The sequence below is a fragment of the Candidatus Darwinibacter acetoxidans genome (assembly GCF_041936445.1).
GTDB lineage: Bacteria > Bacillota > Limnochordia > Darwinibacteriales > Darwinibacteriaceae > DTU010.
In genome coordinates this window covers 1-20,481 of record NZ_JBHGXH010000287.1, presented here as the reverse complement: position 1 = coordinate 20,481, position 20,481 = coordinate 1, and the positions used below count along the sequence as shown (strand labels likewise).

Here is a 20,481-nt window from a genome sequence, read left to right as displayed (position 1 = left end):
ACTTCCGCAAAAAAGCAGGGTGTTCCTCACCGGACACCCTGCTCTGCTTTTTCCAGAACCTGTTCCCTTAAGTAGTCTTCCAGAACCTGCCGCACCGGCACACCGAGCTTGTGGATTTCCCCGGCTGCCAGCATGGGGTAGCTGGACTCTGGGGTGGTTAGAAAGTCGCTGGTGGCGATGCGGTAAGTCTTGCTTGTATCCACGAGGCGGGGCCCCTCGAAAAAGTCGCTGGAGCGGAGGGACTTGATCTCCAGCAGCTCCGCCATCTGGGCCCCGGTGAGGGTAACCACCACCACCTGGTTGCCGAAGGGCTCCACCGCGAACACATCCCGCCGGGTGACCGCACCCCGGGGGAGACCCGCACGCACGCCGCCGCCGTTGTAGAGGGCCGCATCTGCCCCCGTGAACTCCTGAAGTGCCCTGGTCAGGAGGATGCCCATCCCGTTTTTCACATAGCCGAAGCGGGAGTAGCCGATGACCTCATCCAGCTGGGCGGCGAAGAGGTCCTCAAAATGCTGGTCCAGTTCCACAAAGCGGGGGTGGGGAGGAGTGCTGGCCTCGATGCGCAGAAGCTCTCCCTGGGCAGGATAGCCTTCCTCCAGGTTGATCACTACCCTACCGAGGTATTCGCCGTTGGCACCGGCCTGGCAGATCAGGGTGTCCCCGATCCGCACCGGCCTGCTGAGCACCGTGTGGGTGTGGCCGCCGATAATCACCTTGATCCCCGGCACCTGTTGGGCCAGGAGCAGATCCTCCCCGTAACCTAGGTGGGAGAGGACCAGGCAGATATCAAAGGCACCGGCCTGCTCTTCCAGGAGCTGCCCGAGGGCAGCAGCGGGATCGGCGAAGGTGAGTCCCGCCACATGCTCGGGGAAGGACATGCGGGGCGTAGCGGGCGTAGCTACCCCCGTGATGAGCACCCGGACATCCCCCACCTGCTTGAGGAAAAAGGGAGCTGCCAGGTGGGTACCGTCTTGCTGCAGCACGTTCACCGCTACCCAGGGTACCCCAGCCTGGAGCGAACGGTGCACGGCCTCCAGGCCGAAGTCGAAATCATGATTACCCAAGGCGATGGCATCCAGGCCCAGCTCCAGCACTGCCGCTTCTTCCGCCTTTCCCTGCAGCAGGTTGGAGATGGCGGTGCCGGAGAAAAGGTCGCCCGCATCCACCCAGAGCAGATCGGGATGGAGCTCCCGCTGCTCCGCCAGGAGGGTGGCCAGGCGGGCCAGGGACTGGCCGTGGAGGTCGTTGGTGTGCAGGATCACCAGCTGATCCTGCCCCTGAGCTGAAGGGCTGAACAGCGCGGCGAAAAGGAGCAGCAGGCAGATGGCCAACGTCTTTTTCATTGTTTCACCTTCTTTTAGCTGGGGATTTCCAGACGCAAAGCCTCTCCAGAAGCCAATGTAACCGGTTGCCCAAAATGGTAAAAAGATAGAGACTCCCCCGCCAACAGCTGGTATTCCACCTGGCCAGGAAGGACTGTGATCTGCAGGCGTGCCCCCCTGAACTTCACCTTGAAGCTGTAGCGCTGCCATTTGTCCGGCAGGAAGGGCCTAAAGCTCAACTGCCCGCCGAAGGTGCGCATGCCGGCAAAGCCGTTGACAATGCCCATCCAGGATCCGGCCATGCAGGCGGTGTGCAGTCCCTGCCAGGCATTGCGGTTGTAGTCATCGAGATCGAGGCGCACCGTCTGCAGGAAGTAGTTGTAGGCAAACTCCCTGTAGCCGATCTCCGCGGCGATGATGCTGTAGATGGCCGGGGAGAGGGACGAGTCATGGGTGGTCTTGGGCTCGTAGTAGTCGAAATTGGCTTTCTTTTCCTCCAGGGTAAACTGATCGCCCAGGAGGAACATGAGCAGAATCACATCCGCCTGCTTGATCACCTGGTAGCGCCAGATCACCAAGGGGTGCCAGTTGGCCACCAAGGGGATCTCCTCTTCTGGGATGGAATCGATATCGATGGGATCCTTGTACAGGAACGAATCATCCTGGGGGTGGATCCCCAGCTCCTCGTGGAAGGGCAGGTACATGTTGTCGGCGCACTTCTGCCAGAGGGCAAACTCCTCATCTTGGAGCTGGAGCCTGTCCTTGAGTTCGGCATACCTTTCCGGATATTTCTCGGCCAAGATGTCCCGGGCCTTCAGGGCATACCCCAGGTTGAACTGGGCCATGTAGTTGGTGTAGCAGTTGTTGTTCACGCCCGGCTTGTACTCATCGGGCCCGCACACTTCGTTGATGCAGTACTTGCCGCCCCGGGCTTCCAGGAACACGCCCCGGCTGGCCCAGCAGCGGGCGGTCTCAAAGAGGATCTCCGCGCCCATCTCCGCCAGGAAATCCCAATCCTCTGTTGCTTCCACGTACTTGTGGATGGCATAGGCCACCGCCGCGTTGATATGGTACTGGACCGTGGAGCCCAAAAAGTTCCCTGAGGCCTCCTGGCCGTTGATGGTGCGCCAGGCGAAAAGCGCCCCCCTATCCCGCATGCGCTTGGCGTTTTCCCGGGCCGCATCCAAGATGCTGTAGCGGTATTCGAGGAGTTTGCGGGCGATGTCCGGCCGGCTGTAGAGGAAGAAGGGGATGATGTAAGTTTCGGTGTCCCAGAAATAGTGGCCCTCATAGTGCTCGCCGCTTAAGCCCTTGGCCGCGATATTGGTCCTCCCATCCCGGCCGGTGGACTGCAGAAGCTGCAGGGCATTGAACCGCACGCCCTGCTGCAGGGCGAGATCCCCCTCGATTTCCACATCGGCATCCTCCCAGAATCTGCTCAAGAACTCCACATGGTCATTTTTGGCCCGCGCGTAGCCGAGTTCCGCACTCCTCTGCACCAAACGCTGCACAAAGCTGCCCAGGTGCTCCTGGGCCACATCCCGGGAGGTGGCCATGGCCACATATTTCTCCAGCGTGTAAGTTTGACCCGGCTCCGCCTGGAAGCGGACCACAAAGTCCAGACACTCGCTGCCGGCTGAGCCCATGATGGAGGCGGCAGGCTCAGCCGCATGGCTGACTGCGCAGGCCACGGCGATCTGGCTTTTTTTGGTTTTGGAGATGATCAGCCCGCTTTCGTTGGTGTGGGTTGTGGAGAGCACCTCCAAAGCCGGTTCCCGGAGATGATGGTAATTGCGCACCGCGCCGTTCACCTGGGAGCGGATGGTGATCTGACCGGACCAACCCAGGGGTGTAACGGTGCAGCGCTGGTAGGCTAGGTGTTTTTCCACCTGGGAGATGAACCGCTCAAAGGTCAGTTTGACCCGCCTGCCCTTGGGGCTGCACCAGACCAGTTCCCGGCGGAGAACCCCTTCTTTGAGGTCCAGCACCCGGACGTACTGCTCTAGTTGGCCCTGGAGCATGGAAAACTCCTCGTGCTCCACGAGGATCTTCAGCCCCTTCCAGTCGGTGACGTTGATCATGGTCTGGTAGTTCTGGGGCTGTTTGGCCATGAACTCGCCATAGATGATGGGCTCTGTTTCATAGATCCCATTGATGTAGATGCCGGGCGTGGAGGGGATGTGGCTGGGCAGCCCTTCTTCAAAGGTTCCCCTCATGCCCAGATAGCCATTGCCTAAGGAAAAAATCGCTTCACTGCGGTGATTATGCTCCGGACGGAACTCCGTCTCCACCACCTGCCAGGGGTGGAAGGCGTAGATCGCCTGCCGGTTTTGATGAAACTTGCGCATGAACTAGTCTCCTTCTACTCATTGTCCGTTTTTCTATTTGGCGACTTGGGCCCATAATCCTCCTAATAATACCAGGCGTTTCAGGGCATGCTGATTCGAGAGGAAGCTTGGAGGATGGTGACCTGAAGTGAAGATCTTGATGTTGTCCTGGGAGTATCCTCCCAAGGTAGTGGGCGGTCTAGCCAGGGCAGTGGCCGATTTGTCGCAGGCTCTGGCCGCCTTGGGCCATGAAGTTGCGGTGGTAACCACCGATGCGCCCCAGTGTGAGCAGAGTGCATACCAAGCGGGGGTCCGGGTGTTCAGGGTGAATCAGTTCCTGCCCAAGGCCCTGGATTTTTTAGGGGAGGTGTATCTGCAGAACTGCCACCTGACGCAAAAGGGAATTGAGCTTTTGAACCAGGGCGGTTTCGATCTTATTCACGCCCACGATTGGCTGGTGGCACCCAGCGCCAAGGTGCTCAAGCACGCCTTTCAGATTCCCTTGGTCTGCACGATTCACGCCACCGAGTGGGGCCGCAACAGCGGGCTGCATAACGATCTGCAGCGGCACATCAGTGACCTGGAGTGGTGGCTCACCTACGAGTCCTACCGGGTGATCTGCTGCAGCGAGTCAATGCGCGCTGAGCTTCGCAGGATCTTTCAGGTCCCTGAGGATAAGCTTACTGTGATTCCCAACGGAGTCCGCCCGGAAACCTTTGCCAGCGTGCACCGGGATCTGGATCAGTGGCGGCGCCAGTGGGCCGCGCCTGAAGAGGAGATGGTGCTCTATGTGGGGCGGCATGTCTTTGAAAAAGGGGTGGATCTGCTCCTGGCCGCAGCTCCCAAGGTGCTGGCCCACCGTCCCCAGGCCAAGTTCATCATCGCCGGGGATGGGCCCTGCCATAATGACCTGAAGAGGCAGGCCTGGGAGCTGGGTTTGGGCGAAAAGGTCCTGTTTGCAGGTTATGTGGATGATCTCACCCGGAACAGCTTGTACCACTTGGCCGATGCGGCGGTGTTCCCCAGCCGCTATGAGCCCTTCGGCCTGGTGGCCCTGGAGGCCATGGCGGGGGGCGCGCCGGTCATCGTGAGCGATGTGGGCGGCTTTGCCGAAACGGTGCGCCACGAAGTGAACGGGCTCACCTTCTATGCAGGCAATGCCAACTCGCTCGCGGACTGCATCATCCGCCTGCTGAACGACAAGCCACTGGCCCGCCGGCTTGTGGAGCGGGCCGCGCGGGAGCTGGTGGAGAAGTTCGACTGGAAACAGATTGCCCAAAGGACTGTGGAAAGCTACCGGCAGACCCTGCCCCAGCGGGAAGCAGAGGTGCTCTACGACCGCTACCAGCTCACAGCGGAGGCACTGAGGAAAGGGGGCAGTGTCCATGAAAGCCGTAATCATGGCGGGAGGTGAAGGCACCCGGCTGCGGCCCTTAACCTGCTCTGTGCCCAAACCCATGGTGCCCATCTTGAACAAGCCCATGATGGAGCACATCCTCAAACTCCTGAAGCGGCATGGCTTCAGCGACATCGCCTGCACCCTCTGGTATCTGCCCCAAGACGTGACGGAGTACTTCCAGGACGGGAGTGCCTGGGGACTGCATCTTGGGTATTACATAGAACAGGAACCCCTGGGCACCGCGGGCAGCGTGAAAAACGCGGCCCAGATGCTGCAGAGCACCTTTGTGGTTATGAGCGGCGATGCCCTCACCGATATCGACCTCACTTCGGCGGTGGCTTTTCATAGGGAAAAGGGTGCCCTGGCCACGCTGGTTTTGACGCGGGTGGAAAACCCCCTGAACTACGGGGTGGTGCTCACCGGGGAAAGCGGCCGGATCACCCAATTCCTGGAAAAACCCACCTGGAGCCAGGTGTTCAGCGATACAGTGAACACTGGCATCTACATCCTAGAGCCGGAGGTGCTTGACTACATCGCCCCTGGGCAGAAGGTGGACTTCAGCCAAAACGTGTTCCCCGAGCTGCTCCGCCGGGGTGCTCCCCTGTTTGGCTACGTAGCCGGGGGCTACTGGTCCGATGTGGGGAATCTGGAAATCTACCGCCAGGCCCAAAAGGACTGTTTGGACGGGAAGGTGAGCCTAGAGCTGCCCGACGCCCAGGCGGAGGGCATTTACATTGAAGAGGGGGTGAAGCTCGATCCCGCCGCCCGCCTGGAAGGCCCCCTCTACCTTGGCCGGGGCTGCCGCATCGGCCCCGGGGCGCAGGTGGGCCCCTACAGCGTGCTGGGCCCCTTCTGTCAAGTGGATGCCCGGGCCAGCCTCAAGCATGCCCTGCTCTGGCCCGGGGTGCGGGTGGGCCGCGGAGCCCGCCTGAGGGGCTGCGTCTGCGGCAAAAACGCGATTGTGGAGCCGGACAGCGCGATCTACGAAGGGGTAGTACTGGGAGATAAGGTGCGCGTGGGGGCCATGAGCATCATCGCCCCCAAGAGCAAGATCTGGCCGGAGAAGATCATCCCCAGCGGAACCAGGCTGGGCCGCTCGGTGATCTGGGGCAGCCAGGAACAGCGGCCCATTTTCACCAAGTTCGGCATTGCCGGAGACATTCGAGGCAGCTTAACGCCGGAGACCATCACCCAGTTTGGGCTGAGCTACGCAGCGTTTCTGGGCGAAGGGAAAAAGGCCTTGGTCACCTGCGACTTTTCCCCCACGGCGGATCTGGCCAAGCAGGCCTTAGTGGTGGGCCTGAGGGGGGGAGGTGTGCACGTCCACGATGGGGGTGAGGTCACCGGCCGGCTCACCCGCTTCGGCGTCCAGGCTTTGGCTCTGGACGGGGCGCTGCATGTGGCTGCCAATCCCCAGGACCCCATGGCGGTCCTCATCGAATGCTGGGATGAGCGGGGCTGGCCCCTGTCCAAAGGGGATCAGCGGAAAATCGAAGGTATCTATGTGCGGGAGGACTATCCCCGCTTCGGCGGGGCCGATCTCGGGGATTTCATCCAGGTGGCGGGTCTGCGCAAGCGCTATCTGCGCCATCTAGCCAGGCACTATCCCAGCGGCACCCCAGGGTTTCGGGTGGGACTGGTCATGGAGCCCGGTGACGATCCCCTAGGCGAGCTGATTCGGGACTTCTTCAGGCTCAGCGGCTATGTGGTGGTCACTGACCAGGTGCAGGGCCTGCCCACCGTGGTGGTGCGGAACCAAGAATGGTACATCCAGGATGAGCAGGGCCGGCGCCTGTCTGACCAGGATTGGTGGAAGGGTTTCGTCCTGGCCCAGGCAGCCAAAGACAAAAGGGGAGTGGCCCTGCCGGTCAACCTCTCGGAAACAGTGACGGAGGCGGCCAAGGGCCAGGGGCTGCAGGTGCAGGTGACCAAACTGGAACCCCTCTTTTGGATGGAAGCGGCGCAAGAGCTGGGCAACCACAGCGGGGGTGAACCTTGCATTTTTCCCCACATTGAGCCTCTGGCCAGCTTAGGCGAGCTCTTTTCGCTGGTCAGCTCCGGGCAGGTGGCTTTAAGCTCCTGGCAGGGCAAAACCCACATGAAGACGGCCAAGGTGCCCTGTCCCTGGAGCGAGAAGGGCACAGTCATGCGCAAATTGATGGAAAACGCGGATCCGGAACGCACCCTCTACTTTGACGGCATCAAGGAACACACCGGTTCAGGCTGGGCTTTGGTTGTGCCCGATGATGATGAACCTGTGTTCAGGCTGTACAGTGAAGCGCGAACGGAAGCAGAGGCTGCCGGATTGATCCAGCACTACACAGATCTAATTCGAAGTTACGAAAGGGAGGATAAATGATAGATGGCAGCTGTTCCCCAACCAAAGGTAGCATTTTTCTGCATGGAATTCGGCTTGGACGAAACTTTTCCCATTTATTCTGGGGGTTTGGGGATTTTGGCGGGCGACATCCTGAAAACCGCCCGGGATCTGGACCTGCCCATGGTGGGCGTGGGCATTCTCTGGAGTGAGGGCTACTCTGACCAGTTCCTGGATCAGCATGGCTTCCCCCAGCACTGCCGGCAGACCTATGACCGCTCCCATCTGGAGGATACAGGCGTAACTGTGAGCCTGTGGATCCGGGGGGAAGAGGTAACCTGCAAGGTCTGGAAAACCGAGGCGTTTGGCAACGTTCCCCTCTATCTGCTGGATGCGGACTTTGCCGGGAGCCCCCACGGCTGGATTACCAGACAGCTCTACGCCAGCGCACCCCAGGAACGGGTGGCGGCGGAAATGGTGCTGGGCATTGGCGGCGTGCGGGCCCTGAACCAACTGGGCTTCAACCCCGATATCTACCATCTCAACGAAGGACACGCCGTGTTTGCCGGGCTGGAACTGATCCGGGAGAAGATGTCCCGGGGCTTGGGCTTTGACCATGCCTGGGAAGAGACCCGGCAGCAGATCGTGTTCACCACCCACACGCCGGTTATGGCGGGCAACGAGGAGCACGATCACGGCCTTCTGAAGCACATGGGGGCCTGGGCGGGTTTGGAATACGATCAAGTGGCCCGGATCGGCGGAGATCCCTTCAACATGACCGTGGCCGGGCTGCGGCTCAGCTACATCTCCAACGGGGTTTCCCAGCTGCACGGTGCCACGGCCCGGGCAATGTGGCGGGGCAATCCCGGCACGGCGCCCATCATCAGCATCACCAACGGCGTGCACGTGCCCACCTGGCAGCATAAGCTCATCCACCAAACCTACAACATGCAGGGGAACCTCTGGAAAGCCCACCTGCAGGTGAAAAAGAAGCTCTTGGAAGAAGTGGAAAACCGCACAGGGGTGGCATTGGATCTAGATGCGCTTACCATCGGTTTTGCCCGCCGGGCAGCCGCCTACAAGCGCAGCGGCCTGATTTTCCACCGTCCCCATATCATCGAACCGCTGCTGAAGGACCGCACTATTCAACTGGTTTTTTCCGGCAAGGCCCACCCGGCGGATGATTGGGGCAAGCAGATCGTGGCCAACATCGCGGAAATGGCGTACAGGTTCCCGGACAGCGTGGTCTTTCTGGAGAATTACAACATGGGCTTGGCCCGGCTCCTGACAGCCGGCTGTGATGTGTGGCTGAACACGCCCCAGCGGCCCCTGGAGGCTTCCGGTACCAGCGGCATGAAGGCGGCCCTCAACGGGGTTCTCAACTTGAGCGTGCTGGACGGCTGGTGGCCTGAAGGCTGTCTGCATGGGGTGACGGGCTGGCAGTTCGGGGGCGGCTACGAAGGGCCTGAGCAGACCATGGTGGATGCCCTTTCCCTTTACGAAGTGCTGCTGGAAGAGGTGATTCCCACCTTTTACGAGGACCGGGCGCGCTGGCAGGAGATGATGCGGGCCAGCATTTCCATGGCCATGCACCGCTTTTCCACCAAGCACATGCTCACCCTGTACTACAATCTCATGTACCAGCCGTCCACCTCGCTGCGGAAGATCAAGCACGATGTGCTGACTGCCCTGGCCATCCAGTAGGTGCTTGTTTTCCTTTTGCTCCCTGCGTTATACTGGAGCAAAAGGAGGGAGCCCAAATGCACAACACCGACTATGCGGAGCTAGCTAGCAAGTTGGAGAGCCTGCTTTCCGGGGAGGATCACTGGCTGGCTAACCTGGCCAACACAGCTGCCCTGCTCTATCAAGAACTGCCCGATTTGAACTGGGTTGGTTTTTACCTGCTCATTGACGGCGAGCTGGTTTTGGGCCCGTTCCAGGGCAAACCCGCCTGCGTGCGCATCGCCCTGGGGAAAGGGGTGTGCGGCAGCGCGGCCCAGCGCCGGGAGCCCATCGTGGTCCCCGATGTGCACCAGTTCCCGGGGCATATCGTTTGCGATGAAGCCTCCCGTTCGGAGCTGGTGATCCCCCTGATTACGGCGGAAGGGCGGCTTTTGGGTGTTCTGGATCTGGACAGCCCGTCCTTGGGGCGTTTCAGCGACGAAGATGCCCGGGGCCTGGGGGACGCTGTGCGGATTTTGCTGGCCAACACCAACTGGCCGGAAAAATTTTAGTAAAGCAGTAAGGATTTTGCCTGTTCCCGGTTGTCAAAGGGGACGAAAAGGGGTATCATCTACTAAGAATGATAATCATTCTTGAGAGGTGAATACCATGGAAATTCGTCCCGGCATTCATTGGGTGGGAGTGCGGGATCCCGATCTGGAGGTCTTCGACGTAATCATCCCCACCGAGTACGGCACCACTTACAACTCCTACTTAGTTGAGGCCGAGGAACCGGCTCTAATTGACGGCGTGAAAGAAGAGTTCCAGGAGGAATGGTTTGCCAAGCTCGAGGCCAGGATCGATCTGGCCAAGCTCAAGCATCTGATCGTCAACCACACCGAACCAGACCACTCGGGGAGCATCAAAGAGCTTCTGCGGCGCGCCCCCCATCTGGTGGTGCACGGTTCCCGCGCGGCACTGCAGTTCCTCTCGGAGCAGGTCAACATGGAGTTCCAAGGGCGCCTGGTGGGCGAGAATGATATCCTGGATTTGGGCAGCCGCAAGCTGCGCTTCATCATGGCCCCCTTCCTCCACTGGCCCGACACCATCTGGACCTATCTGGAAGGGGAGGGTGTGCTGTTTACCTGCGACGGCTTCGGCTCGCACTTTTGCTTCCCCGAGGGCAAAATCCTCGCTAGCCAGCAGGAAGTGGACTTCACCCCCGCGGTGGAATACTACTTCGACAAGATCATGGGCCCCTTTAAGTCCAAGGTGCGGGAGGCCTTGGCCAAACTGGATGGGCTGCAGCTGGAGATGATCGCCACGGGCCACGGCCCCATCTTGGATGTGGACCTGGAGCGCTTTATCCGGCTCTATCAGGAATGGAGCTTCGAAGAGCAGGCGGCGGGACGCAAAAAGGTGGTCATTGCCTACGCTTCCGCCTACGGGCATACCAAGCGCATGGCGGAGCTCATCGCCGAAGGAGCCCGCAGCAACCCCCAGGTGGATGTGCTGCTCATGGATGCGGCAAGTGCCTCCCCCGAGGAAGTGAGCGAGGCCGTCAGCTCCTTTGATGCCATCATCGTGGGTTCGCCCACCATCAACGCCGATGCGGTCTATCCCATCTGGCGGGTTTTGGAGTCCATCAGTGCCATTACCGCCAAGGGCAAGGCCGCCGCCGTCTTTGGCAATTACGGCTGGAGCGGCGAGGCCGTGGCTCTCCTGGAGGAAAGGCTGGAGAAGATGCGCCTGGTGGTGGGCCACCCGCCTGTGAAGGTGCGCTTTGGCTTGACGGCCGAGGACGAGAAGCGCTGCCGTGCCATGGGCGAGACGGTGGCAGCTTCCATAACCTAAAAGAAAAAGGACCCGGTCCCATGGGCCAGGTCCTTTTGCCACTGGTTTAGCCAGGTAAAACCACCAGCTGCACACCGTATTCCCGTTCAAAGGCGGAGGCGTGGCGGGCCGCGTCGCTGATTTCCAGATCCCGCTTCTGGCTGCCAAAGACTTTAAGCTCGCACAACCCCGGGCTCAGTTCTGCCCGCACATGGGTGACCACGCCCGCCCGGGAGCGGTCCAGGCTGTGGGCCAGCTGGAGCATGGGGGTGAGCTTGGCGATCACGTGGAGATCGTCCTCGCTTAGGGGTCCGTGCTGCATGTAGTCCGCCAGACCCGCCCGGAAGGGTGTATCGTGGGAAGCGGCCAGATAGGCCACGATCACCCGCTCCCGGTGGGCCAGGCTCAAGAAGCGGGTATTGAGGACCGTGTAGAGGGTGTGCTTTTCCAGGCTTTCCACACTCACCACCACCCCCAGTTCGTGGAGGAGGCTGGCCATGAGCAGGAGCCTGCGCTCGCTGCTCCCCAGTTTGTGCAGGGGTTCCAGCTGGTCAAAAAGGGTTACCGCCAGGTTGGACACCCGCCGCAGGTGGTTCTCATCCAGGTTGTGGTATTCGATCAGGTTGTTGGTGTGGTGCAGGAGTACGTTGAACAAAATGGGATCCCTGGGATAGAGATACCTGAAGAAAAGCCCGTCCCGGATGCTGCTGGCACTGACCATGAGCTCGGGGCACTTGGCCGCCTCCAGCAGGCGATAAATGACGCCCAGTCCGGTTACAATAAGATCGGCCCGGGCCTGCTCCAAACCAGGCACTTGGCGCCTACTGGCCAGGTCCATGGTGCTGAGCCGGCGGTAGAGCTCTTCCACCGCGGGTGCGGGGATGGTGATGCCGTCGGTGAGATCAGGGACGTACTGCACATGATGGCGGTAGACCCGAGCTAAAGAGCGGAATGTCCCGCCAATGCCCAGGAGCTTGGGATACTGGTCGAGCCAGGGTATCTGGGCGAACGTTTCATCCAGAAACGCTTCAAAGGCCCGGAGGCTTTCGGCCCTGGGCAGATCGCCCAGCTCGTACTTTTCCATCAAAGAGAGCGCCCCGAAGTCCAGGGTGACCGAATGCTGGTTGAGCCGGTCTTTGAAGCCCACCAGCTTCAGGGAGCCGCCGCCCAAATCCGCCATGAGCCCGGTGGTTTCCGTGGTGCTGTTCACCAAGCCTATGTAGCCCAGATAAGCTTCCTCTTCGCCGGAGAGCACCTGCACCGGGACCCCCGTCTGCTGGAGAATGCGATCCACCAGCACCCGGCCGTTGGCAGCCTGGCGCACCGCCGCGGTGGCCACCGCGATGATGCGCTTCACCTGGCGGGCCTGGCAGAATTTGACAAACAGGGCAATGGTTTCCACCGCATTGGCTATACCCTGTTCGGTGAGGAACCCCTGGGGGTCTACACCGCTGCGCAGCCGCACTGTGCGCTTCAGGTTCTCAATGAGGTGGTGGGCACGGTTTTCTTTGATGTCTATAATCACCAAACGGACGGAATTCGAACCGATATCGATGATGCCAATGCGTTCCATGGCACAACCCCCCGCTTCCCTAATGATCTTATTTTAACAGATTGGCAGGGGGGCGCAAGTGAAGTTGCGCAAACGATCGGCCTGGCTTTCTTGACAGACATTTTTCTAGTCAGTATAATTTTGGTAAGTAAATGGATAATAAACCCCTTTTTTTTGTTCCTTGGCGGTTGGGGGAACGGACGGTGAGAAAACGTGGAAATTACAAGAAAAGCTGAATATGCAGTGAGTGCTTTGGTGGAGTTGGCTAAACATCCTGGCGAGTTCATTTCCTCCAAAGTGATAGCAAGCCGGCAGGAAATTCCGGTTAATTTTTTGCCGCAGATCATCGCGCTCCTGGGCTCTCCAGGCTGGGTGACGGGGGTGAGGGGGCCCGGGGGAGGGGTGCGCCTGGAAGTTGACCCGGCGGAAATCACCATCAAGGATGTAATTGAGCTCATCGAAGGGCCCATCGCCATCACCAAGTGCCTAGCGGGTGAAATCGACTGCCCCAGGGAGGGCAGATGCCCCATGCAGTCGGTGTGGATGGAGGCCCAGGAGGCCTTTGTGAAGGTGTTGCGCACCCGGACCATCGCAGATTTGGTGGGTGATACCCCCGAAAAGGCAGAGGATTAGCAGGAAATATATGTCGGGGGTGGAATAGTCCTATGACAGCGAAATCAAAAGGAGTGTCCGGCTTGAAAAGAAAGATATTTGGCATAATGCTCGTCTTTATTATGGTCTTGTCTTCTTCTGCACTGGCTGCTGCCGCCACCATTGGCTACGTGGACTTCGAGTTCCTGTTCTATTCGCATCCGGAGTACGAAGCGAAAAACCGGGAACTGCAGGAATCCGCGGAAAGGCTGTACAACGAGGCTCAGGCTGAAGCAGAGAAGCTGGAGACTCAAGAAGAGATCGATGCCCTGGCCGCACGCTACGAGGAGCAGTTTGAAGAGATTGAACATAACGTGCGTTTGGCCCTGATCACCTTCATTCTGCAGATCATTGAACAGGTGGCTCAGCAGCAGGGCATTGACGTTGTCCTGCCAGAGAGCTCCGTGATCTATGGAGGCATCAACCTGACCGCACCGGTCATTGAGGCCATGTACAACGCCTATGGCATTTCGGTTCCCTCGGCAATTCGCGATCTTCTCCAGGAGTAGAGTAGGATTTTCTCGGTGGAGGTAGAATGTAACAGAAAACACAAAACCGAGAGAGGTGGAGTCAGTGGCGAAGTGGGAATGCACTGTTTGCGGTTATGTCTATGATCCAGCAGAAGGCGATCCGACCCAAGATATCCCGCCTGGCGTGGACTTCAATGACCTGCCGGATGACTGGACTTGTCCAGAATGCGGGGTAGGCAAGGATCTGTTTGAACAATTATAAGGTGTCTAAGGAGGAAATTGCATGAACCCAAAAGTTGACCACGATCTCTGTATTGGCTGCGGCGTGTGTGCCGACATCTGCCCGGATGTTTTTGAGATCCGCGACGATGGTTTGGCCCATGTGAAAGATGGCGCCGATTGTGAAGCTGCCGGCTGCTGCCAGCAAGCGGCCGATGAGTGCCCAACCGAAGCCATCAGCCTCTAGTAGAAAACTGGGAACCCAAGAAACCAGCTGCGCAAGCTGGTTTTCTTTTTTGCCAAAATCGCCAGGAGTCTACCTGTTTAGCGCCCTCTAGGTGCGGGAACATTATGCGTACCAGAGCAGAGGGAGGTGAAACAGGCATGGCTCTTGGATCTTCTAGTTCCAACACCAAGGTTATTCCAGAAGCATATCAGGCGATGAATCAGTTCAAATATGAAGTTGCTACCGAGTTAGGGATCAACCCCGAGTACAAGACTGGTTATTGGGGCAATATTTCTTCCCGCGAGTGTGGCGCCGTCGGTGGACATATGGTAAGGCGTATGGTCGCCGCTGCGCAGCAGTCCCTCATCGGCCAGGGTGGTGCTGCCAGCTTTAGGGGGCAGTTCCCGCCTGAGCCCAGCCAGTAGGTGGCACCGGCAGGGTGCTCCCCGCCTGAGGGGCGGGAGCACCCTCAACCAAGGGAGGTGAAGCTTGGATGACCAGGAGGCGCAGGAGAAACCGCATCCTTGTCCCTGAGGCAAGGCAGGCCATGGACCGTTTCAAGTATGAAATGGCCTCGGAGCTCGGTATCAATCCTGAGTATCAGTCTGGTTATTGGGGCAACATTTCTTCCCGAGAATGTGGCGCCGTAGGCGGCCATATGGTGCGCCGCATGATTGCTGAGGCTGAGCAGAGCCTAATGCAGCGAGAAGGCGGCTTCAAGTAAGGAGGTCCCCCCTTGGGGGGGCCTTCTGCGCGCCAGGCTTTCCAGGGTCTTGTCAGGCGCCCGGCTTTATGGTATAGTTAAAGCTGGCAGCGGAAGCTGGGGGAGATGGCAGTGCACAGAAGATTCATGATGGAGGCACTCGCTCAGGCCCGCTTGGCCTTGGCGGCTGGAGAAGTCCCCGTGGGAGCAGTTGTGGTGCTGGACGGGGAGATTATCGGCCGGGGGCACAACTTCCGGGAAACAGCCAACGACCCCACGGCCCACGCTGAAATGCTGGCCATCCGTGAGGCGGCCCGGCATCTAGGCAGCTGGCGCTTGACGAATGCGGATTTATATGTTACGCTCGAACCCTGCCCCATGTGTGCAGGTGCCATAGTCAATGCGCGGTTGAGGCGCCTGGTGTTCGGGGCCTACGATCCCAAGGCCGGGGCTGTAATCTCCCTGATGAATCTGGTCCAGGATAAACGGCTGAACCACACCGTGGAGATTCTGGACGGTATCTGCCAGAAGGAATGCGCCAGCCTTCTCCAGGAGTTTTTCCAGAGGCTGCGCTGAAGCAGAAAGCACAGCATGGAGAGGTGACAGAGCGGCCGAATGTGGCGGTCTCGAAAACCGTTGGGCGCGTGAGCGTCCCGTGGGTTCAAATCCCACCCTCTCCGCCAGTCTTTTATCACAAGGTTCATATATAAACACGGAGAGATGCTGGAGTGGACGAACAGGCACGACTGGAAATCGTGTAGGGGTTCTAAGCCCCTCGAGGGTTCAAATCCCTCTCTCTCCGCCATTTGCCATCACACCATCTATGCCTGATCATAGATGGTTTTTCTGTTTGTGGGGCTGTGCATTGACTTTGGGGCTTGTGGATATGCTAGCCCCGAGGAGGGTGAGCATGACCACGAAAAACAGAATCGAAGAAGCGATTGCCCAAGCCGAGCTCTTGGCTGGACAGCTCAAGACCTGCGCCCTGGACACAGACGTTCCATCGGTGCGGGAGATGTACAACAGCATGAGCCAGCAGGTGGAGGAGATCATCCCCAAGCTGCGGGGCCGCTTGGGCCATGTGGTGAAGGAAGAGCCCCAATACAGGAATTGAGGGCGCTTTGGGTCCCCTTTCCTTGACACTGCCAGTGCGCTTCAGCTATAATTAGAGTGTCGTGCTAGACGGGGAGGTAGCGGTGCCCTGTAACCCGCAATCCGCTATAGCGGGGTCGAAGGCCTATTTGAGGGTTGGTCTTGTGGAGTCTGATTTAGGCAAGTGGCGTTGACGATTGGGTCTTACGCAATGGGAATCCATGAACCCCGTCAGGTCCGGAAGGAAGCAGCGGTAAGTGGAAGCTCTCATGTGCCGTAAGGGTGCCTGGTCCGAGCTAACTACCTAGATATCGTCTGGAAGGCCATATTCGAGAATAGGCGCACGACGCTTTTTTTATGCCCAAAAAACTTGGCTAAAGGACTTTCCCTGAGGGACTAGAACCAATAATAACAACAAGAAATCCTAGGGATGGGAGGAACAGCCTTGGCTTATGTTTCCTTGTACCGCAAGTGGCGGCCCCAAAGCTTCGCCGAGGTGGTGGGACAGGAAAGCATTGTAACCACGCTGAAAAACAGTCTGGACATGGGGCGGGTTTCCCATGCCTACCTGTTTGCGGGCCCCCGCGGTACGGGCAAGACCACGGTGGCCAGGATCTTGGCCAAGGGGTTGAACTGCGAACAGGGCCCCACCTCCACGCCCTGCGGCAGCTGCGGCGAGTGCGAGACCATTGCCGCCGGGACCTCCCTCAACGTGATCGAGATAGACGGAGCTTCCAACCGGCGCATCGAAGATGTGCGGGAGCTGAGGGGCCAGGTGGACTTCACCCCCATCAATGCCCGCTACAAAGTCTACATTATCGACGAGGTGCATATGCTCACACCGGAGGCCTTCAATGCCCTGTTGAAGACCCTGGAAGAGCCCCCTGCCCATGTGGTCTTTATCTTTGCCACCACCGATCCCAACCGCCTACCGGCCACCATTTTATCCCGGGTGCAGCGCTACGATTTCGGCCGCTTCACCTTGGAAGATATAGTGAACCGCCTGGCCCAGGTTTGCCAGCTGGAGGGGTTTGCCGCCCAGCGGGAGGCCCTAGAGCTGGTGGCGGAGCATGCCGGGGGAAGTATGCGTGATGCCCTGAGCATCCTGGAAAAATGTGCTGCCTTTTCCGAAACCATCACTGCCGATACGGTTGCAGAGGTTTTGGGCATCGCCCCGGCGCAGCAGATTGAGGGGTTTACCCAGGCCCTCATGGCAGGGAGCAAAGGAGATGCCCTGGAGATCATCGATGCCCTGTATAACCAGGGCAAAGACTTGGCCCTCTTTGCCCGCAGCGTTATGGCGCGGCTGCGCAAGGAGATCCTCCGGGGCAGCGAGGATGAAGCAAGGTACCTCCAGGCCATTGAGACTCTAGCCGCCAGCGTGCGGGAGATGCGCTTTGTCCAGGATCCCCGCATGCTGCTGGAGGTGGCTGCCCTGCGTATCATGGGCGGAATGCCGGCCGTTCCGGCTGCTTCCGCCGTGGAACTGACCAGTCTCGAGGAGAAGATCCTCCGCCTAGAGCAGCAGATAGCGTCCCTCCAGGAGCAGCTAACCAAGGAGCGCCGCTCTCCCCAGACCGCGGAAAAGCCCACCCCAGCCAGGCGCAGGGTGGTGCTGGCCAGCGATGCGGAAAGCACCGCTTACCTTTTGGAGAACTGGCCGGATTTTCTGGCCCGGCTGCGGGCAGAGCGGTTGGTGCAGTGTGAAGCCTTTTTGAAGGAAGGGACGCCCGTGCAAGTAAAGGGCGATCGGGTGATTGTGGCCTTTCCCCGGGATCGGGGGTTCCATAAGGCCAGCATCGAGCAAGCTGACCACCGGGACCCCACCCAAAGGGTGCTCTCCAAGTGGATGGGCCGGCAGGTCCGCCTGGAGTGCGTATTCCAGGATGAGATGGAAGCAGAGCCGGAAGCTGCACCCCCAGCCCCGAAAGCCAAGGAACCTGGGCAGAGCAGCAAGGAGCAGGTAGATCCGTCCACAGAGGAGTTTCTCCGGGCCAGTATGGAAACCTTCGGGGGAAAGATCATTTCCAGACCCAAGGAAAATTAAAGACGAGGTGATCATGTTGGGGATGAACATGCAGAAAATGATGCGCCAGATGCAGAAGATGCAGGCCGATCTGGAAAGAGTCCAGGCGGAGCTGGAAGAAAAGACGGTGGAAGGCACGGCGGGCGGAGGCGTGGTTACGGTGGTGGTCAACGGCCACCAAGTTGTGCAGGAAGTGAAGATTCAGCCGGAGGCAGTGGATCCCGAAGATGTGGAAATGCTGGAAGATCTGATCTTGGCGGCCATCAATGACGCCATGCGCAAGTCCCGGGATCTTTCAGCCAGTGAAATCCAGAAGGTTACTGGTAAGATGAACATTCCCGGGCTGCCTCCAGGATTAATCTAACATGTCCCGGCGTTACCCTAAGCCCCTGGCCCGCTTAATCGAAGAACTGGTGCGTCTGCCCGGCATCGGCCCCAAAACGGCTCAGCGTTTGGCGCTTTTTCTGATCAACCAGCCACCGGGGGAGGTGGAAAGCCTGGCCCAGGCCATGGTGGAGGCCAAGAGGCGGATCCACTACTGCTCCCAGTGTTTTCACATCACGGAAGAAGACCCCTGCGCGATCTGTGCAGATCCCAAGCGCAACCACAGGTTCATCTGCGTGGTGGAAGAACCCCGGGATGTTCTGGCTATGGAGCGAACCAAGAGCTTTGATGGGGTTTACCATGTGCTCCACGGCGCGATTTCACCCCTGGATGGCATCGGCCCCAACCAGCTGAAGGTGAAAGAGCTCGTGGCGCGCATCACCCCAGAGGTGGAGGAAGTTGTCCTGGCCACCGATCCCAACGTGGAGGGCGAAGCCACCGCCATGTACTTGGCGCGCCTTTTGAAGCCTCTGGGCGTTAAGGTTACCCGCATGGCCCACGGTATGCCGGTGGGCAGCGATTTGGAATATGTGGATGAGGTTACCCTCACCAAAGCCCTGGAAGGCCGCAGGGAGTTATAACTTACTAGCATAAACCACCCCGCGCGGAGGTAATACTAAACCGAGTATGCCGCGAGATGGGGTGGTTTTTTGCCGAGGACCTTGGCGGAAAGGTTTTGGGCCATTGCTGGCCGCCTGCTGTATGACGAAGAAGAAGACCTCCCCTCGGAATGGCGGGAGGAAACCCGGGAAGAGCTGGCCTTCCAGGTGGATCTGGCCAAGCAGGAATGGCTGGACGCCCTCAGCTACTTCAACCAGGCTGTGGATCCCGACTTGGTGGACCATGCGGTCATCTCCCTCCAGGCCGCTGAGCGCAAGTACATGTACTGGCTGAAACGCCTGAAAAGGCTGGTGGAACAGGCGGACACGGCGCAGTCATAAACAGGAAACAACCACCATAAGATGTTCATGAGGGGACGAACCTAAGCGAGGTGGACCGCATGAACTTTATGGTGATTGTTGCCTACATAGCAGGTGTCCTGCTGATCTACGGTCTAGGGAAAATGCTGCTCGTTCCGCTGCGCACCATCTTCAACCTCATGGTCAATGCGGTGATCGGCGGCGGGGTTCTCTTGGTGATCAACTTCATCGGCAGTTTTTGGGGCTTTCGTTTAGGTGTCAACCCCATCACGGCTTTGGTCGTGGGCCTTTTGGGCGTGCCAGGTGTGCTCCTCCTGATTGGGCTGCGCCTGTTGTTTCCCTGATCAGCTCACCGGGAGGATACACTCCCTGCTGTTGTTGCGGGGCGAGTTCACCAGCTTGCTGACGCGGTGGTAAGTGAAGGGCCGCCCCTCTTGATCCGGCAGCCTAGCGGCGAGCTCTCCGAAGGGCAGGGGGCTCAGCCACAGCTGTTCCGTTTCGGGAGTCAGGATTACCGGCATGCGGTGGTGCACGTCCTGCAGAACCCTTGCCGCCGGCTGGGTGATGATGGTGCAGCTGGGAACATCCCCCTGCTGCCACAGGCCGGCAAAGGCAAAGGGTTTGCCGCCATCCAGGGTGATGTACACGGGGTGCTTGGCGCCGTTTTCCACCTGCCATTCATAGAACCCATCGGCGATGATCAGGCAGCGATGGGCGTTGACAAGATTGCGAAAGGAGGGCTTCTCGGCCAAGGTCTCCAATCTGGCGTTGATCAGCGGCCGACTGCCCGGCTTTTGCCAGGGCGGTGTCAGCCCCCAGCGCAGCAGGGCCGCAGTGCGCAGCTGGGACTTCTCGCCGGGGAGCACCGCGAAAACCATCTGGGTAGGCGCGACATTGTAGCTGGGAGTGTATTCCCAGCTCGGTTCAGCAAGGAAGAAGCGCTCCACGATCTCATCTAGGGGGGTATATAAGGTAAAGCGTCCACACATGGGCAATCCTCCTTTCCCTGATTATTCAACGCCTAGAGCGGTTCCCCTGGAAGAAGAGAAAAATAAACGCGCTTGGGGTGTTGACACAGCCCCCCGCCGCGTGGTAAGATTCATCCTGTCGCTCCAAGGCAAGCGCTGAAATTAAGCTCCCATGGGGGAAGCGGAAACAGCTCGTTAGCTGCGGCGGTTGACAGAGCGGCAGAGGTTATGCTATGATAAACACGCTCCCGGTAACCGGGAGTTCGGCACCTTGACAACCAAACAAGTCTTGAACACAATTCTGTGTTTGGAGAGAATAAGCCACAGTTTGTGCGCTCTTAACAATTCAAGCTAGTATCAAGCTTTTCTGAGGGATAAACCTAGCTCAGCTAGGCTGACACTTTTCA

General features: G+C 59.0%; 22 protein-coding genes, 2 tRNA genes and 1 other RNA gene. 21 read left to right on the top strand and 4 right to left on the bottom strand.

Annotated elements, in window-relative coordinates:
• Positions 1–26 precede the first annotated feature (26 nt).
• Both ACE4YL_RS11100 and ACE4YL_RS11095 read right to left on the bottom strand, forming a co-directional pair.
• Positions 27–1,346 (bottom strand): bifunctional metallophosphatase/5'-nucleotidase, encoded by a 1,320-nt coding sequence (locus tag ACE4YL_RS11100; RefSeq protein ID WP_461360518.1) that lies wholly within the window; start codon positions 1,344–1,346, stop codon positions 27–29.
• A gap of 14 nt (positions 1,347–1,360) precedes the next feature.
• Positions 1,361–3,673 (bottom strand): glycoside hydrolase family 65 protein, encoded by a 2,313-nt coding sequence (locus tag ACE4YL_RS11095; protein WP_461358167.1) that lies wholly within the window; start codon positions 3,671–3,673, stop codon positions 1,361–1,363.
• Positions 3,674–3,800: 127 nt separating this feature from the next.
• On the opposite strand from ACE4YL_RS11095, the gene ACE4YL_RS11090 reads away from it, so the two are divergent.
• The 5 genes from ACE4YL_RS11090 (at position 3,801) to ACE4YL_RS11070 (ending at position 10,884) form a co-directional block, all read left to right on the top strand.
• Positions 3,801–5,066 (top strand): glycosyltransferase family 4 protein, encoded by a 1,266-nt coding sequence (locus ACE4YL_RS11090; RefSeq protein WP_461358166.1) that lies wholly within the window; start codon positions 3,801–3,803, stop codon positions 5,064–5,066.
• Entirely contained in the window at positions 5,038–7,410 is a 2,373-nt protein-coding gene (locus tag ACE4YL_RS11085; protein ID WP_461360516.1) for a sugar phosphate nucleotidyltransferase, read from the top strand. The genes ACE4YL_RS11090 and ACE4YL_RS11085 overlap by 29 nt, the downstream gene beginning before the upstream one ends.
• A 3-nt stretch (positions 7,411–7,413) precedes the next feature.
• The gene (gene glgP, locus ACE4YL_RS11080; RefSeq protein WP_461358164.1) at positions 7,414–9,072 is read left to right on the top strand and encodes an alpha-glucan family phosphorylase; all 1,659 of its coding nucleotides are present in this window, start codon (positions 7,414–7,416) and stop codon (positions 9,070–9,072) included.
• Between the two features lie 56 nt (positions 9,073–9,128).
• Positions 9,129–9,602: a GAF domain-containing protein gene (locus tag ACE4YL_RS11075; RefSeq protein WP_461358163.1), complete on the top strand. Its 474-nt coding sequence runs from the start codon at positions 9,129–9,131 to the stop codon at positions 9,600–9,602.
• Between the two features lie 97 nt (positions 9,603–9,699).
• Complete coding sequence (locus ACE4YL_RS11070; protein ID WP_461360515.1) at positions 9,700–10,884, top strand: FprA family A-type flavoprotein; 1,185 nt, start codon at positions 9,700–9,702, stop codon at positions 10,882–10,884.
• A 46-nt stretch (positions 10,885–10,930) separates the two neighbouring features.
• Here the strand turns inward: ACE4YL_RS11070 and ACE4YL_RS11065 are convergent, their stop codons facing one another.
• Positions 10,931–12,436, bottom strand: coding sequence for a Ppx/GppA phosphatase family protein (locus ACE4YL_RS11065; protein ID WP_461358371.1), 1,506 nt, complete (start codon positions 12,434–12,436; stop codon positions 10,931–10,933).
• A gap of 192 nt (positions 12,437–12,628) precedes the next feature.
• On the opposite strand from ACE4YL_RS11065, the gene ACE4YL_RS11060 reads away from it, so the two are divergent.
• The 16 genes from ACE4YL_RS11060 (at position 12,629) to ACE4YL_RS10985 (ending at position 19,450) form a co-directional block, all read left to right on the top strand.
• A complete protein-coding gene (locus ACE4YL_RS11060) occupies positions 12,629–13,048 on the top strand; it encodes an RrF2 family transcriptional regulator (RefSeq protein WP_461358370.1) in 420 nt (139 codons plus the stop codon).
• A 62-nt stretch (positions 13,049–13,110) separates the two neighbouring features.
• A complete protein-coding gene (locus tag ACE4YL_RS11055) occupies positions 13,111–13,575 on the top strand; it encodes an OmpH/Skp family outer membrane protein (protein WP_461358369.1) in 465 nt (154 codons plus the stop codon).
• A 64-nt stretch (positions 13,576–13,639) separates the two neighbouring features.
• Positions 13,640–13,798, top strand: a complete 159-nt coding sequence (locus tag ACE4YL_RS11050) for a rubredoxin (RefSeq protein ID WP_461358368.1) — start codon at positions 13,640–13,642, stop codon at positions 13,796–13,798.
• 21 nt (positions 13,799–13,819) lie between these two features.
• On the top strand, positions 13,820–14,002 hold the full coding sequence (locus ACE4YL_RS11045) for a ferredoxin (RefSeq protein ID WP_461358367.1): 183 nt from the start codon (positions 13,820–13,822) through the stop codon (positions 14,000–14,002).
• Positions 14,003–14,139: 137 nt separating this feature from the next.
• On the top strand, positions 14,140–14,406 hold the full coding sequence (locus ACE4YL_RS11040; RefSeq protein WP_461358366.1) for a small, acid-soluble spore protein, alpha/beta type: 267 nt from the start codon (positions 14,140–14,142) through the stop codon (positions 14,404–14,406).
• 68 nt (positions 14,407–14,474) lie between these two features.
• Entirely contained in the window at positions 14,475–14,705 is a 231-nt protein-coding gene (locus ACE4YL_RS11035; RefSeq protein WP_461358365.1) for a small, acid-soluble spore protein, alpha/beta type, read from the top strand.
• A gap of 105 nt (positions 14,706–14,810) precedes the next feature.
• Positions 14,811–15,260, top strand: a complete 450-nt coding sequence (tadA, locus tag ACE4YL_RS11030; protein WP_461358364.1) for a tRNA adenosine(34) deaminase TadA — start codon at positions 14,811–14,813, stop codon at positions 15,258–15,260.
• 17 nt (positions 15,261–15,277) lie between these two features.
• Positions 15,278–15,367 (top strand) — tRNA-Ser (locus ACE4YL_RS11025).
• 31 nt (positions 15,368–15,398) lie between these two features.
• Positions 15,399–15,489, top strand: a tRNA-Ser gene (locus ACE4YL_RS11020).
• Between the two features lie 105 nt (positions 15,490–15,594).
• Positions 15,595–15,798 carry a DUF1657 domain-containing protein gene (locus ACE4YL_RS11015; RefSeq protein ID WP_461358363.1) on the top strand — a complete coding sequence of 68 codons (204 nt, stop codon included), beginning with the start codon at positions 15,595–15,597 and terminating at the stop codon, positions 15,796–15,798.
• 59 nt (positions 15,799–15,857) lie between these two features.
• Positions 15,858–16,123: signal recognition particle sRNA large type (gene ffs, locus ACE4YL_RS11010), an RNA gene on the top strand.
• A 98-nt stretch (positions 16,124–16,221) separates the two neighbouring features.
• Complete coding sequence (gene dnaX, locus ACE4YL_RS11005; protein ID WP_461357946.1) at positions 16,222–17,823, top strand: DNA polymerase III subunit gamma/tau; 1,602 nt, start codon at positions 16,222–16,224, stop codon at positions 17,821–17,823.
• Between the two features lie 13 nt (positions 17,824–17,836).
• Positions 17,837–18,166 carry a YbaB/EbfC family nucleoid-associated protein gene (locus ACE4YL_RS11000; protein ID WP_461357947.1) on the top strand — a complete coding sequence of 110 codons (330 nt, stop codon included), beginning with the start codon at positions 17,837–17,839 and terminating at the stop codon, positions 18,164–18,166.
• A gap of 1 nt (position 18,167) precedes the next feature.
• Positions 18,168–18,767, top strand: coding sequence for a recombination mediator RecR (recR, locus tag ACE4YL_RS10995; RefSeq protein WP_461357948.1), 600 nt, complete (start codon positions 18,168–18,170; stop codon positions 18,765–18,767).
• A gap of 69 nt (positions 18,768–18,836) precedes the next feature.
• On the top strand, positions 18,837–19,127 hold the full coding sequence (locus tag ACE4YL_RS10990) for a DUF2508 family protein (protein WP_461357949.1): 291 nt from the start codon (positions 18,837–18,839) through the stop codon (positions 19,125–19,127).
• A 59-nt stretch (positions 19,128–19,186) separates the two neighbouring features.
• A complete protein-coding gene (locus ACE4YL_RS10985; protein ID WP_461357950.1) occupies positions 19,187–19,450 on the top strand; it encodes a pro-sigmaK processing inhibitor BofA family protein in 264 nt (87 codons plus the stop codon).
• Here the strand turns inward: ACE4YL_RS10985 and ACE4YL_RS10980 are convergent, their stop codons facing one another.
• Positions 19,451–20,095 carry an SOS response-associated peptidase gene (locus tag ACE4YL_RS10980; RefSeq protein ID WP_461357951.1) on the bottom strand — a complete coding sequence of 215 codons (645 nt, stop codon included), beginning with the start codon at positions 20,093–20,095 and terminating at the stop codon, positions 19,451–19,453.
• Positions 20,096–20,481: the final 386 nt, after the last annotated feature.